We start from the raw sequence: 14017 nt of genomic DNA, 5'->3' as shown, positions 1-14017 counted from the left end.
CCCCGCCGCCGTCTAATCTTCCCGGAAAGCGCGGTTCATGCTGTCGCGGATCGGCTTCGACAGATAGTCGAAGAAGGTGCGCTCCGCTGTCTGGATCAGCACTTCGGCCGGCATGCCGGGCGTCGGCAGGAAGCCATGTACGCGCGCCAGCTCGCCGGGGGGAAGGCGCACCCGGGCGAGGTAGATCTCGCGCACCTCCTGTATGGATTGCTCGCGCAGCGCATCGGCCGAGACGTAGTAGACCGTGCCGGTCAGCACCGGCGTGGTGCGCTGATTCAGCGCGGTCAGCCGCACCGTCGCCTCCTGGCCGGTGCGCACGGCGTCGATCTTGGTGCGCGGTATCTGCGCCTCGATGATGAGCGGCACGTCCGAAGGCAGGATTTCGGCGATGCTCTTGCCGCTTTCGATGACGCCGCCGGCCGTATGGTAGTAGAGCCGCACCACGGTGCCGCTGACAGGTGCGTTGATGGTCGCGCGGCGCAGCACGTTCTCGGCGGCGCGCGATTGCTCCCGCACCGAATCCAGCTCCGCCTCGACGCTCTGCAATTCGTCCAGTGCTGCCTGTCGATAGGCGGCGAGCGTCTGCTGCTTCTGCTGGCGGTAGCGTGCCATCTGCGCCCGCGTCTCGTCGATCTCGGCCGCCAGCCGCCCGCTCTGCCCGTCCGCCTCGGCCATGGCGCGCTGGATCGCCGAAATCTCCGGCTTGCGCAGCAGCCCCTGCTCGTAGAGCTGCTTCTTGCCGGCATATTCGTCGTGCAGGAAACGGATCTGGAGCGTCAGCGCCTGCTGCTGGGCCTCATAGCCGCCGACGCGGAATTCGAGCGCGGAGATGTTGTTGTTCAGCAGTTCGATCTCGCTGTTGAGCTTGCGTTGCGAGGCTTCGAAATTGAGCCGCTGGCTGGCGAGGATTTCGGCGATCTCGGGATCGACCGCGCTGCCGGTCAGTTCGGCGGGGAAAGCGATGGCGGTCTTGACTTCGGACTGGGCGGTAAGCCGCGCGACGATGGCGTCGAGCCGCGCGCGCCGCAGGAAAAGCTGGCGTTCGTTGGCCAGCGCCGAGGTTTCGTCGAGCTGAACCAGCGGCTGGCCCTCGATCACATGGTCGCCCTCGGAAACGAGGATTTCCCTGATGACGCCGCCCTCCAGGTGCTGGACGATCTTGTTCTGGCCGGTGGCCACGAAACTGCCCTGCGCGATGACGGCGGCGGCAAGCGGCGCGAAACCGGCCCAGATGCCGAAGCCGCCGAAGCACACCACCAGCAGGATCACGCCGACGACGCTCTGTTTGGCAATGGAGCGGGGAACCTCTTCATACCAGGTGATGTCGTGGAGTTTGGCGACGTCCGTGCTGCTCATGCCACACCTGCCTTCGTCATGTTCGCGGAAGCCATGCCGGCCGGGACAGCGGGCTTGGCCATTGCCGGTTGCGCCATCGCCGGCTGGGTCATGCCGGGCTGGGCCATGCCGGGCTGGGGAAGCCGTTCGCCGAACGGGCTGTCATGCGGCTGGGTGGCGGTGTGGGCCGCCAGCGCGCGCAGAACCTCGTCGCGCCGGCCGAACATGGAAACGGTGCCGTTGGTCATCAGCAGGATCTTGTCGACATGGCGCAGCAGCGACGGCCGCTGGGTGATGACGATGACCGTGATGCGGTTTTCCTTGGCGTGGCGCAGCGCCCGCGCAAGGGCCGCGTCGCCGGATGCGTCGAGATTGGAGTTCGGTTCGTCGAGCACGATCATGCGCGGATCGCCGAAGAAGGCGCGGGCAAGCGCGATGCGCTGCTTCTGCCCGCCCGACAACGGCGAGCCGTCGGCCGCCACTTGCGTCTCGTAGCCCTGCGGGAAGGTGGCGATCATCTCGTGGACATCGGCAAGGATCGCGGCGCGGTAGATTTCGGCGTCGTCCACATCGTCGCGCATGCGCGCGATGTTGGCCTTGATCGAGCCGGGGAAGAGCTGCACGTCCTGCGGCAGATAGCCGATATTGTCGCCGAACTGGCGCTGGTCCCAGTTGCGCAGGTCCATCAGGTCGAGGCGCACGGCCCCCGAAGTCGGCAGGATGGAGCCGACCAGCATCTTGCCGAGCGTCGTCTTGCCCGCGCCGGAATTGCCGATGACGGCGAGCGAGTCGCCCGGCTGGAGCGAGAAGTTGATGCCGTTCAGCACCACGCGCTTGGTGCCCATCGGCACATAGAGCACGCGCTCCACGTCGAGCCGGCCTTCGGGATTGGGCAGCACCAGCCGTTCCAGATTGAGCGGCGAGGAGCGCAGCAGCGCACTGATGCGGCTATAGGCGCCGCGCGAGAGGATGTACTGGTTCCAGCCCTCGATTGACCCTTCGATCGGGGCGAGCGCCCGGCCGGCGATGATGGAGGCGGCGATCACCATGCCGCCGGTGATTTCGCCCTCGATGGCGAGGAACGCGCCCCAGCCGAGCAGCGCCACCTGCGTCAGCAGGCGGATGGCGCGCGAGGTGGCGGCGGAGACGATGTTGCGGTCCTGCGCCTTCACCTGCGCCTTCAGCGAGCCGGCCGTGTCCTTGCCCCATATCTTCACCGCTTCGGGGATCATCGCCAGCGCGTTGATGATCTGCGAGTTGCGGGCCATGGAATCCAGATGCAGGTTGGCGCGGCTCTGGAAGACGTTGGCCTCGCCGAACGGCGCGGCCGTCATGCGCTGGTTGATGAAGGCGACGACCAGCAGGAGCAGGCCGGACAGTATGATGATGCTGCCCAGATGCGGATGCACCAGATAGACGGCCAGAATGAACAGCGGCGCGAAGGGAATGTCGAGGAACGACAGAAGGGTTCCCGAGACGAGGAAGGAGCGCAGCTGCTGGAGGTCGCCCAGCGTCTGGTACTCGCGGCCCGAGCCGTGCAGCGAGGCGCGGGCGGCCGCGCTCAGGATCGGCGCGCCGAGCTGCGCCGCGACCTCGACGGCGGTGCGCATGAGGATGAAGCGGCGGATGGCGTCGAAGGTGGCCTGCAACAGCACGGCGCCGACGATGACGATGGTGAGCATGACCAGCGTGTCGGTCGAGCGGCTGGTCAGCACCCGGTCCGAAATCTGGAACAGATAGACCGGGATGGCCAGAACCAGGATGTTGCTGACATTGGTGAACAGGAACACCATCAGGAGGTTCTTGCGCACGGCGCCCAGCCCGGCGCTGAGGCTTTTCGACAGGTCCACCGGCCCGAGGCGGCGGTGGAAGGGGCCGGTGCCTCCTCCTGTGCCATTCTTCTGGCCGCCGGCCTTGTCGTCCGCCACGGCGTAACGGCCGGCCGGGGAGGGGGGCTGGCCCGCGCCCCGGTCCTGCGGCTGCGGCCGCGCCGCGACCGGGCCGCTCTCGCCTTCGAGGATGACCGTTGCGCCCGGCCGGACCGGCTCCGCCCCGGATTGTTGCGGTTCTCGCATCTTCGTCTCCGCCTCCGGACCGCCGCGCGTCCCTTCGGGTGCGGCCTGGCGATCCTGCTGTTCCTTCGTGCACCGGTGCTCCGAGACGGCTTCCTCGAGGGAGAGCCCGATCTCTCTTTCGAGCGCCGCCAGCACCTGCGTCAGCGGCCCGGTGTCGGGCTCGCGCGACGGCGTGTCGCCTGATGCGACGCCAAACGCCACCGTTGCCTGAAACCTTTCCATGAAGACGTGCTCCCCCGCTCCCCGCCAGCCCGCTCCGGCCCTCAACTCAGCATGGTCTGCATCACATCGGCCGAACCGGCCCCCGGCCCCGCGCCGTCATGAACCGGCGCGCCGTCGTCGGCGGCATCCGGCGCCAGCAGGTCGTCGCTGAGGAACACCACCGCCTCGTTCACGAGCGCGGTCGCGTCCTGCATGTAGAGCCCGCTGTCGTTCGAGATCAGCTCGGCCTGGATGAGCAGCTCGTCCGAATAGACGTCGCCGCCGGCATAGACCGTCGAATCGACGCCGCCGTCGACGATATGGGCATAGTTGACGAGCGCGTTGGTGCCGGTGGAGACGGTCCAGTCGGCATCGGCGTAGGCGCCCGCCTGATCCATCGCCAGAGCCACCTGATCGGCGTCGCCGAGGATGTTGGTCTGGCTGATGTACTGGAGGTCGATCACATCGCCGGAAATATAGAGCACCTTCAGGCCGGCCAGCCCGCCGAACGCTTCGTGATGGAGCAGGTCGTCGGGCGCGTCGGCGGGGCCTGACGCGAGCGTGTCCGCGGCCGCCTGGAAGGATGGCGGCAGCCCCTCGAAGCTCATCGTTCCGTACTGGGTGATCGACGCCTGGTTCCACAAGAGGTTGCCGCCGGTGGAGAGCGACGCCTCGCCCGAGGTCTGGAAGTCGCCCACGGTGCCGACGAGGTCGTCGTCGAGCAGGATGTTGGTCTGGCTGATGATGTTGCCGTGGTAGATGCTGCCGCCGACGATGATGAGGTCGTAATACACGCCCAGTTCCGCCAGCGAGGCGATGTTGACGACGGTGTTGTCGCCGAGCGTGATGGTCGTGCCGCCGCCGCAGGCCGACATCACCGTGACGTCGTTGTCCTGCACGAAGCTGACCTGCTTGATCCAGTTGGCGATCAGCAGGTCGCCGTCGATGCGCGAGACCTGCCAGTAGGACGGGAAGCCGGCGCCGCCCGCGGCTTCGCCGTAGGCCGGGTTGGCGATGGTCTCGATGGTGGCCACGTTGAAGGCTTGCGTCGGCGTATCGGTCAGCCTCTGCCAGCCGCCCAGCGCATCGGAGACCGCATCGCAGTCGCTCCACACATTCGTCTGGCTGATGGCGTTGACGTGGACGTAGTCGCCCGCCGCCGCGACCACCGGCACGCCGTACCAGTTGTTCGCCAGCACGGCCTCGTTCACCAGCAGGTTGCCGCCCGCTTCCAGCTCGATCATCGAACTGAGCGAATAGTCGACGCCGGTCGGCACGGGCGCGTCGCCGTCGCCGTCTTCGGACGTCTCCTCGGCAGGAGGTTGGAACTTGGCCGGCAGGAGGTCCTCCAGGACCGGTGCTTCCTCCACGCTTTCGCCGTTGACATGGATGCCCGCCGCGGCCGCGCCCTGCGCCACGAACAGGGTGCCGCCGGCGGGCGCGGCATCGGGCAGCGTGTCCACGGCCTGCGTGACATGCTGGATGAAGCCGCCCGCGTCGGCTTCCGTGTGCAGGCCGTCCATGTCGGCCAGCGGCTGAAGCTGCGAGGCCGCCCCCATCAGCTTTGCGAGCGCGGCGACCGGGTCGCCTACCGCTTTCATGGCAAGCCCGTGATCGCCGATCGACAGCATGTCGTTGTCGGTGAGGTGCGCCTCCTGCCGCAGGTAGAGCGCCAGCGAGCCGATCGGCTCATATTCGGGGATCATCCGCTCCGACATGCCGGGCATGTGGTGCTGATGGGGCGCGGCGAACACCTTGGTCATGTTGCCGGGCGGCATGTGCAGCGGGACCGGCTGGTGCGAAAGGAAGCTGATGGCCACCGTCGGCACGATGTCGAAGGAAGGCGGCGCATAGGTCACCTTCGGCGCGAACTGCCCCAGCGTGTAGGGGCTGGTCATGGTGAGCTTTATGTCGAGCAGGTCGCCCGTTTCGGGCGGCGCTTCGCGCTCGGCGGCGAACTTCGCATAGTCCAGCCGCAGCCGCACATCCTCGACTGTCTGGGAAAACACTCCGATGAAATGGGCGATGATCTCGGTGGTCGAGTCCATATGCATGGTGCACTACCTCGCTGGCTTGCCAGCAGAACCGTTGGTCAGGGCCGCCCGCCCCATGCGATGCCCGGCGCGCCGCTTTCGCGGGCGGCGCAGGGCTTCAGTCCAGATCTGCCTCCCCCCTTGTTCTCGCCCGGCTTTTCAAAGGCATTCCTGCCGGGGCATGAAGTGAAAAGTGCGGAGCTGTGCACGGGGACCATGCACAGCTCCAGAACCCGGCGTCCTTGGGGGGGAGAGGACGCCGGACCCGTGGACGGCTTTTATCCGTCGTCTTCGCCGACCACTGTGCTGATCAGATCGCCGCCAACCACAGTCATGTCGACCGTGTTGCCAAGGACGTTGGCGCCCATGACGATCTGCTGGTTGAACGCGCTGGTATCGACCAGGGCGTCGGAACTGGCTTGCGACAGGCCGTTGACATAGCCGTCATCGCCATTGTTCGAGCCCCACATGCCGCCTGCGCCGCCGGCCCCGCCGGCACCCGTGGTGGCGATGCCGCCCATGCCGCCGAAGCCGCCATTGCCGCCAGAAATCGGCCCGCCATAGGCCGCACCGCCGTCGCCGCCGGCCGAAAGGGCCCAGCCGCCAAGACCTGCGCCGCCATCACCGCCGGCACCGCCGATACCGCCGCCGAGTCCAAGGCCGATGCCCTGGCCAGCGCCGAAGCCGAGCCCGGCACCGCCGTCGGCATCGCCGCCGGTTCCGCCGGCCGCGCCATTGCCGCCGGTTCCGCCGGCACCACCGGCGCCACCGCCTCCGGCACCGCCGAAGCCGTCACCGCCCAGGCCGCCATTGCCGACACCGCCTGCGCCACCCATGCCGCCAGCACCGCCTGCGCCACCCGGGCCGCCAGCAGCCGCAGCAGCATCAGCCGCCGCCGCCGCATCGGCCACGCCGAGCGCTGCCGCTGCATCGGCCGCACCAGCTGCCGCCGCCGCGCCATTGCCGCCATTGCCGCCCATGGCGCCGTTGCCGGCCGTGCCACCGGAGCCGCCCGTGCCGCTGCCGCCGGAGCCGCCGCTGCCCGAACCGCCGGGGCCACCATAGCCCGCGCCGCCGGCACCACCGGCCCCGCCGCCGCCGCCATCACCGCCAGCCCCGCCAGCGCCGCCATCACCGCCGGAGCCAACACCGACGCCGAGGCCGCCAAGGCCGAGCCCGGTGCCAGTGCCGGCTCCGCCTGCGCCGCCATCGGCACCGGTGCCGTCGCCGGCGAGCGCGCCGGAGTGGCCGCCGAAGCCGCCGAAGGCATCCGCGCCGTAGGCCGAGCCGCGTCCGCCGCTGCCGCCATCGGCATCGGCGCTGCCGCCGCCGCCACCGCCGCCACCGCCAGCGTCGATGCCGTCACCGGTCTTGGCGAAGCCGCCCGAGGCGCTGCCCTGCTGCTGGAAATTGCCGTTGTTCTGGACCTGCGGGTCCTTCAGCGTGTCGTTGTCGACCAGATCGTTGACCTGGTTGAACACGAAGGCATTGTTGCCGGACCCGTTCAGCGAGCCGTTGAGGATATCCTCGAAGGACACGTCGTCGCCCGGATCGTAGGAGATCACGCCGTCGCGATTGATGAACAGCTGATCGACCTTGGCGCCGCCGTAAATATCGACGTCGGCAAAATCGTTGTCGCTGGGAATGATGCCGTCCAGGCCGACATTCACGGATGTCGACACGGACGTCGCGACATTGGTGGCCACATCCGTGGTGTTGGTCGCCACGTTCTCGGCAACGTTTCCGGCCGCGTTGGACGCTGCGTTGCTGGCCGCGTTGTTCGCGGCGTTGCCAGCCTGGTTCGATGCGCCGTTCTGGGCGGCGTTTCCGGCGGTATTCGCTGCGGTGTTGGCCGCATTGTTACCGGCGGCGTTGCTGGCCTCGTTGCTGGCCGTATTCTGCGCCGTCTGTTCCTGTCCCTGGTTCTGCCAGGAGTCCTGGTCCTGATGCTGGTCCTGACCCTGGTCCTGATGCTGGTCCTGATCCTGGCTCTGGTCCTGATCGCCGAGTGGCCAGCCAGGAAGATAAAGGCCAAACCCGCCTAACCCGTTATTGTTACCCATGATCGTGTCCTCGATTAAAGAACCGTGCGACACGATCACCCGTCATCTGTCAGGCGATATGGTGCCGGCACGGTTCCACTGGTTCGGCGACCGTAACGGGCGCCGTCTGCTCTGTGTGCATCCCCCCCACGAAGATGGACAATGCACTGCATGTTCAGGCACTGCTTGTTGGCCGGAAGCTTTCTTCCCGGAAACGCGGAACCCCCCTGGTCAGGAACCCTCGATCCCATTCCGGAAGTTCTGGCTTGTCCGGCGCCTGAACTGTCGCGCCGGGAACTTCCATTGAACAGTTGCACCTGCGTCGTAACACCATGCGCAATGGGGCAATGGGCGTGCGTTTCCTCATCCGCGAGGATGGGGATTAGGGAAGGGGATTACGACCGTCAGGCTACGCGGGTTAATCCGCCGGGGAGCCGCCGATGGTCAGGGGGTGTCCGGCGTGCGCGTCTCGCCCCGGGGCCAGCTGCTTCTTGCATAGCCGCCATCGGTGCTGATCAGGTGTCCCGGCTGGCAGGCGACCCGCACGGTGGTGATCGGCCCCAGATCGTTCCATGTCGTGCGCTGCATGATGAGCAGGGCCTGGCCCTGCCTCGTTTGCAGGAGGCGCGCTTCGCGCCTGTCCGCGTTCGCGGCTGTGAAGGCGAGTTCGGCGTGAAGATAGGGTGCGTTCTGCACCAGCCATTCATTGGCGTTGAGCTGCCAGAAATCGACCCCCTCCAGCCCCGGCGCCGAACAGGTGTTGATCCAGCGGTCCTCGAACTGGAAGGGGCGGCCATCGCCATAATGCACCGCGCGCATGTGGACCAGCAGCTTGCCTTCGGGAAGCGCGAGGCGCGCGGCGATGTCGGCGGGCACGGGACTGCGGCGCTGCGCCACCACGCGGTAGCTGTAAGCCATGCCGGCCTGCTCGACCTGCTCGCGCACGATGGAAATCGATACGGTCGCCTTGCGCGTGGGGTTGACGGTGACGCGCGTTCCGGCCCTGCGGCGACGGTCGAGGAGCCCTTCGTCGGCCAGCAGCTGCAGCGCCTTGTTGACGGTTGCGCGCGCCGCGTCGAACTCGATGGCGAGATCGGCTTCATCGGGGATGCGCTCGCCCTGCCGCCATTCGCGCTCGACGATGCGGCGGCGCACCTCCCTGGCGATGTTCAGCGCCTTGGGGGACGTCGATCCGGCCGGTCTGTCGGTCATATCCGTTTCTCCTCCCGTGGCCGACCTTCTCACGCAAATCGGCATGAGATGGCCTGATACCGCAGGAAAGCCGCCTCCTCCACAGCTTTCCGGGCAACCCGTCTAGGCTGCCGCGAACGCATCCTCGCGAACCCTTCAGGGCAATATGTCGAAATAAGTTTATACATAGACGCAAGATAAGTATAGACATAGAGGCGCCATTGTTGCTAGGGTCGCGGCGGGTGAGGAGAACGATCGCGGCGCCGGTCAGGCGGCCGGGTTATCCGGGCCCTGCCAGTATTTTCCTGCCGCATCGGGTTCGCCCCATGCGTGCCTGCGTGCCTGGAGGCTGACATGCAATCCGTTCTGGTCACATATCGGCGGATCGCCGTGCCCGCGTCGGGGGCATGCGCATGAGCCGGCCGCTGAACGGAATCAGGGTCCTCGACCTTTCGCGCGTTCTGGCTGGTCCCTATTGCACCGCGCTTCTGGCCGATCTTGGGGCTGAAATCATCAAGCTGGAGCCGCCGGCGGGCGACGATTACCGTCATATCGGCCCGTTCAGGGATGGCGAAAGCGCGCTTTTCACGCTGAACAATCGCGGCAAGAAGAGCCTCGCGCTCGACCTGAAGAAGCCTTCCCATCTGAAGCTCGCACAGGATCTGGCCGCCCGCGTCGATGTGGTGGTCGAGAATTTCCGTCCCGGCGTCGCCGCGCGGCTGGGGCTCGGCGCCGAGGCGTTGCGTGCGGCCAATCCACGCCTGATCTATTGCTCGATTTCCGGTTTCGGTCAGGAAGGGCCGTTCACGGACCTGCCCGCCTACGATCTGGTCGTGCAGGCCATGTCCGGCCTGATGGCCTCGACGGGCGAGGAGGGCGGCGCGCCGCTCAAGACCGGGGAAAGCGTGGCCGACCTGATCGCCGGCCTTTTCGCAAGCTGGTCGATCATGGCCGCGCTGGTGCAGCGCAACGCGACGGGGCAGGGTGCCACCCTCGACGTCGCCATGTACGACGCCCTGTTCTCCATGCTGACGACCAGCCATGCCCAGTATCTCTACGACGGCGTCATGCCTGGCCGCGTCGGCAACCGTCATCCGCTTTCGACGCCCTTCGGCTGCTTCGCGACGAGCGACGGGCAGGTGGTCATTGCCGTGCTGAACGGCGGCCAGTTCCAGCGTCTGGCGGCGCTGATCGGCAAGCCGGAGATCGCCGACGATCCGCGCTTTGCAAGCGACAGCAGCCGCACGCAAAACGAGCCGGCGCTGCGCGCGCTGATCGAGGAATGGTCGGGCACGCTGACGACGGAGGAAGCGGTCGCCGCCCTGTCGGCGCAGGGGCTGCCCACCGCGCCGATCTGGGACATCGCCCAGGCCGCCGGCAACGAGCACGCCGCCCGGCGCGGACTGGTGAGCGAACTGCCGCATCCCGTTCTCGGGCAGGCGCCGACGGTCGGCCAGCCCGTGCGTTTCGACGGCGTCAAGCCCGTCAGCCCGACCTCCGCGCCGCGCCTCGGCGGCGACATCGAGGCGGTTCTAAAGGAATTTGGACTGGAGTACCCGCATGACTCAGATTGATGATCCCTGGCATATGCTCTCCGGGGAAGAGCGCATGTTCTGCGAGGTGCTGGAGCGCATCTGCGCCGACAGGATCGCGCCGCTGGCCGCCGAAACCGACGAGAGCTCGCGCTTCGTGCATGAACAGCTCGCCACGCTCGGCGAGGCGGGCATGATGGGTGCCAACCTGCCGGAAGCCTATGAGGGTGGCGGCATTTCCGCGCCGGCGCTGCTGCGGGCGGTGTCCATCGTCGCCGGTGCCTGCGGCTCCACCGCCTCGGCGCTGACCGCGCATTATCTGGCCACCGATTCGATCCTGATCGGCGGCACCGACGGGCAGAAGCAGGAATGGCTGCCGAAGGCTGCTTCCGGCGAGGCGCTGGGCGCCTTCGCGCTGACCGAGCCCACCGCAGGCTCCGATCCCGCCGACATGAAGACCCGCGCGCGCCGCACGGAGAAGGGCTGGCATCTCAAGGGCAGCAAGTGCTTCATTTCCAATGGCGGCGTGGCCGATTTCCTCGTCGTCTATGCGGTGACCGACCCGGACAAGGGCCATCGCGGCATTTCGGCCTTCATCCTGCCCAGGGGCACGCCGGGCTTCGAAGCCGGTCCGCCCGAAAGGACCATGGGTCTCAGGGGCGGTCATGTCTTCACCATCAATCTCGATTGCGAGCTTCCGGCGAATGCGCTGCTGGGCGAGGAAGGCAAGGGCTTCCGCACCGCCATGCAGGTGCTGGACAACGGCCGCATCGAGGTGGCCGCGCAGTGCCTCGGCATGGCGAAAGCCGCGATGGATGCCGCCATCGGCTATGCGAAGGAGCGCGTCATCGGCGGCATCGCGCTGTCGGAGCGGCAGGGCATCCGCTGGATGATCGCCGATATGGGCCTCGCCTATCGGTCCGCGCTGCTCCTGTCGCAGGAGGCTGCACGCCAGCGCGGTCTGGCGCATGAGCATGGCGGCCGCTTCTCGCTGGCCTCGTCCATGGCCAAGCTCGGCGCTTCGGAGGCGGCCGGCAAGATCGCCGACACGGCGCTGCAACTGCATGGCGGCTATGGCTATACCCGCGACTTTCCGGTCGAGCGCATCAACCGGGATCTCCGCATCATGCGCATTTACGAGGGATCGAGCGAAATCCAGCGTATCATCATCTCGGGCAACATGCTTGCCTGAGCGAAAGGCAATACTTTGGTAGGCTTCACGCCACGGTCACTGGTGGCGCGTTGAAAAATGAACAATAACGAGGTCCAGGACTCACGGACATGAGCGCAATGGCAACCGCCCGGCAATGGCATCTTGAGGCAAATGCCGGCCCGGTATCCGCAAAACGCGGCCGTTGCGGTCAGGTCCATGAATTCGCGACATGAACCTGTCCAGCAAGGAGAACGAAATGACACTTTCCGGAATTCTGAAGTCGGCGCTCGCCGGCATCGCGCTGATGGCTCTTGCGGCTCCTGCCAGCGCCGACCAGCTCGCCGACATCAAGGCCGCGGGCAAGATCGTCACCGCGACCGACATGCACTACGCGCCCTTCGACATGCTCATCGACGGCGTTTATCAGGGCATGACCAAGGACCTGTTCGACGAGGTCGCCAAGGAAATCGGCGTCGAGCCGGTCTACCAGGACATCCCGTGGACCGCCGAACTGCCGGGCCTCGAGGTCAAGAAGTTCGACATCGTCATCGCGCCGGTCACCATCACGCCGGAGCGCCTCGAGCGCTACACCTTCACCCTGCCGATCGCCGACGCCACCGTCTCGCTGGTGCGCGCTGTCAGCAACACCGAGCTGAAGAAGCCCGAGGACATCAAGGGCAAGACCGTCGGCGTCCAGCAGGGCACCGCGCAGTTCCGCCAGCTTGAAGCCTACGGCAAGGAACTCGGCGGCGTGAACGTCAAGGAATACGGCACCACCGACGAGGCCTATGCCGACCTCGCCGCCGGCCGTCTCGACGCCGTTGCCGGCTCGCTGCCGAACCTGACCTACCTCGTCAAGAACCGTGGCGAGACCTTCGCCCTGTTCGAGCCGGCCTCCTTCGGCCAGCCGACCTATTTCGCCTGGGTTCTGCGCAAGGGCGAGGACAGCGCAAGCTTCGCCAAGGCCATCAACGACGCCATGCTGAAGATGACCGACGACGGCCGCGTCAAGGCCATCCAGGAGAAGTGGCTGGGCTCCTACACCGAGCTGCCGCGCGAAGTGCCGGCCAAGTAATCCTGTGCTGCGGGCGGGGTAAACCCGCCCGCGCTTTTCCCGGACCGCCGGAAGGACAAGCGGAGGCGCGATGTTCTCGATCCCGACCTTTCTCGACAGTTTCGGACCGCTCTTCTGGGCGGCGCGCTACACGCTGCTGATCTCCGTGCTCGGCATCGGCCTCGGGCTGGTCATCGGCGCGCTGGTCTGCGCCGCCGCGCTGTCTTCCGTCGTCTGGCTGCGCCGCATTGCCGGTCTGTGGGTCAGCTTCCTGCGCGGCGTTCCGCTGCTCGTGCAGCTCCTGCTGTTCTACTACCTGCTGCCCGTCATCGGCATCGACGTGCCGGCGATATTTGCCGCCGTGGTCACGGTCGGCATCTGCGCCAGCGCCTATATTTCGGAGATCTGGCGCGGCGCCATCAACGCCCTGCCCAAAGGGCAGACCGAGGCCGCCACCGCCATCGGCATGGCACCGCCCGACATCTGGACCCGGATCGTGCTGCCGCAGGCGATCACCCTGTCGCTGCCGGCGCTGATCAACGAGCTGATCCTGCTGGTCAAGGCGTCGTCGCTGGTCTCGGTCGTCGGCATTCTGGAGCTGACGCGCGCCAGCCAGGCGCAGGCGGCCACCACATTCCGCCCGCTCGAAGTCTATCTCGCCGCCGCCTGTATCTATCTCATCATCAATCTGTGCCTGGCGGCTTTCGGGCGCTACCTCGAACACAGGATGGCTGTCTGATGGAATGGAGCATCCTGCAACAATACGGGCCGATGCTGCTGCGCGGCTTCGGCCTCACCATACTGTGCTGGCTGCTCGGCACCGTCCTCGGCATGGTGCTGGGTCTGGTCATCGCACTCGTGCAGCGCTATGCCCCGCGCCCCGTCGGCTGGCTGGTGCAGGCGTATATCGAGGTCATTCGCGGCACGCCCTTCCTGGTCCAGCTCTTCGTGCTCTACTATGGCGGCCCGCTGGTCGGGCTGCGGCTCGACGCGCTGCCGGCGGGCATTCTGGGGCTGACGATCTATGGCAGCCCCTATTTCGCGGAAATCTTCCGCTCCGGCTTCCGCGCCGTGCCCAACGGCCAGATCGAGGCCGCGCGGGCCATCGGCATGGCCGAGCCGACGATCGTGCGCCGCATCCTGCTGCCGCTCGGTCTGGTTTCGGCGCTGCCGGCGCTGGTCAACTTTTCCATCATCCTCACCAAGGAAACGGTGATCCTGTCGATCATCACCGTGCCCGAGCTGATGTATCAGACCCAGCGCATGTCCACCGAAACCTTCCGCTATCTGGAAGCCAACCTCGTGCTGGCGCTGTTCTTCTGGGCCCTGGTCGAAACCATCTCGCGCTTCGGCCGCCGGCTGGAAAAGCGCATCACCGGTTATCTCATCGAAAGGACGTAA

General features: G+C 66.8%; 10 protein-coding genes. 5 read left to right on the top strand and 5 right to left on the bottom strand.

Going from position 1 to position 14017, the window contains the following annotated elements; genetic code table 11:
• Positions 1-12 precede the first annotated feature (12 nt).
• From DES43_RS06775 to DES43_RS06755, 5 genes are all read right to left on the bottom strand, one after another.
• Entirely contained in the window at positions 13-1356 is a 1344-nt protein-coding gene (locus DES43_RS06775) for an HlyD family type I secretion periplasmic adaptor subunit (RefSeq protein WP_035024865.1), read from the bottom strand.
• Positions 1353-3632: a type I secretion system permease/ATPase gene (locus DES43_RS06770; RefSeq protein ID WP_342585379.1), complete on the bottom strand. Its 2280-nt coding sequence runs from the start codon at positions 3630-3632 to the stop codon at positions 1353-1355. Before DES43_RS06770 ends, DES43_RS06775 begins: the two co-directional genes overlap by 4 nt.
• Positions 3633-3673: 41 nt before the next feature.
• On the bottom strand, positions 3674-5665 hold the full coding sequence (locus tag DES43_RS06765) for a hypothetical protein (protein WP_035024863.1): 1992 nt from the start codon (positions 5663-5665) through the stop codon (positions 3674-3676).
• A gap of 257 nt (positions 5666-5922) precedes the next feature.
• Positions 5923-7707 carry a hypothetical protein gene (locus DES43_RS06760; RefSeq protein WP_051520455.1) on the bottom strand — a complete coding sequence of 595 codons (1785 nt, stop codon included), beginning with the start codon at positions 7705-7707 and terminating at the stop codon, positions 5923-5925.
• Between the two features lie 423 nt (positions 7708-8130).
• Complete coding sequence (locus DES43_RS06755) at positions 8131-8898, bottom strand: histidine utilization transcriptional repressor HutC (RefSeq protein ID WP_051520454.1); 768 nt, start codon at positions 8896-8898, stop codon at positions 8131-8133.
• A gap of 392 nt (positions 8899-9290) precedes the next feature.
• Here DES43_RS06755 and DES43_RS06750 point away from each other — a divergent pair, with 392 nt between their 5' ends.
• The 5 genes from DES43_RS06750 to DES43_RS06730 all read left to right on the top strand — a co-directional run bounded on the left by DES43_RS06750 (position 9291) and on the right by DES43_RS06730 (position 14017).
• Positions 9291-10451, top strand: a complete 1161-nt coding sequence (locus DES43_RS06750) for a CaiB/BaiF CoA transferase family protein (protein WP_063608056.1) — start codon at positions 9291-9293, stop codon at positions 10449-10451.
• Entirely contained in the window at positions 10438-11601 is a 1164-nt protein-coding gene (locus tag DES43_RS06745; RefSeq protein ID WP_198027477.1) for an acyl-CoA dehydrogenase family protein, read from the top strand. Before DES43_RS06750 ends, DES43_RS06745 begins: the two co-directional genes overlap by 14 nt.
• Positions 11602-11818: 217 nt before the next feature.
• The gene (locus tag DES43_RS06740; protein WP_035025067.1) at positions 11819-12637 is read left to right on the top strand and encodes a transporter substrate-binding domain-containing protein; all 819 of its coding nucleotides are present in this window, start codon (positions 11819-11821) and stop codon (positions 12635-12637) included.
• Positions 12638-12707: 70 nt separating this feature from the next.
• The gene (locus DES43_RS06735) at positions 12708-13355 is read left to right on the top strand and encodes an amino acid ABC transporter permease (protein WP_035024859.1); all 648 of its coding nucleotides are present in this window, start codon (positions 12708-12710) and stop codon (positions 13353-13355) included.
• On the top strand, positions 13355-14017 hold the full coding sequence (locus DES43_RS06730) for an amino acid ABC transporter permease (protein ID WP_035024857.1): 663 nt from the start codon (positions 13355-13357) through the stop codon (positions 14015-14017). Before DES43_RS06735 ends, DES43_RS06730 begins: the two co-directional genes overlap by 1 nt.

Source organism: Aquamicrobium defluvii, from assembly GCF_004363725.1.
In the GTDB taxonomy this organism is placed as follows: Bacteria; Pseudomonadota; Alphaproteobacteria; order Rhizobiales; family Rhizobiaceae; genus Mesorhizobium; species Mesorhizobium defluvii.
The sequence above is the reverse complement of the archived record's forward strand: the minus strand, read 5'-3'. Positions and strand labels throughout refer to the sequence as shown.

What these genes read in the sequence shown, in the direction of transcription:
- DES43_RS06765 (WP_035024863.1), bottom strand. Translation starts at nt 5,665, where the DNA reads ATGCATATGGACTCGACCACCGAGATCATCGCCCATTTCATCGGAGTG.
- DES43_RS06745 (WP_198027477.1), top strand. Translation starts at nt 10,438, where the DNA reads ATGACTCAGATTGATGATCCCTGGCATATGCTCTCCGGGGAAGAGCGC.
- DES43_RS06760 (WP_051520455.1), bottom strand. Translation starts at nt 7,707, where the DNA reads ATGGGTAACAATAACGGGTTAGGCGGGTTTGGCCTTTATCTTCCTGGC.
- DES43_RS06740 (WP_035025067.1), top strand. Translation starts at nt 11,819, where the DNA reads ATGACACTTTCCGGAATTCTGAAGTCGGCGCTCGCCGGCATCGCGCTG.
- DES43_RS06730 (WP_035024857.1), top strand. Translation starts at nt 13,355, where the DNA reads ATGGAATGGAGCATCCTGCAACAATACGGGCCGATGCTGCTGCGCGGC.
- DES43_RS06770 (WP_342585379.1), bottom strand. Translation starts at nt 3,632, where the DNA reads ATGGAAAGGTTTCAGGCAACGGTGGCGTTTGGCGTCGCATCAGGCGAC.
- DES43_RS06750 (WP_063608056.1), top strand. Translation starts at nt 9,291, where the DNA reads ATGAGCCGGCCGCTGAACGGAATCAGGGTCCTCGACCTTTCGCGCGTT.
- DES43_RS06755 (WP_051520454.1), bottom strand. Translation starts at nt 8,898, where the DNA reads ATGACCGACAGACCGGCCGGATCGACGTCCCCCAAGGCGCTGAACATC.
- DES43_RS06735 (WP_035024859.1), top strand. Translation starts at nt 12,708, where the DNA reads ATGTTCTCGATCCCGACCTTTCTCGACAGTTTCGGACCGCTCTTCTGG.
- DES43_RS06775 (WP_035024865.1), bottom strand. Translation starts at nt 1,356, where the DNA reads ATGAGCAGCACGGACGTCGCCAAACTCCACGACATCACCTGGTATGAA.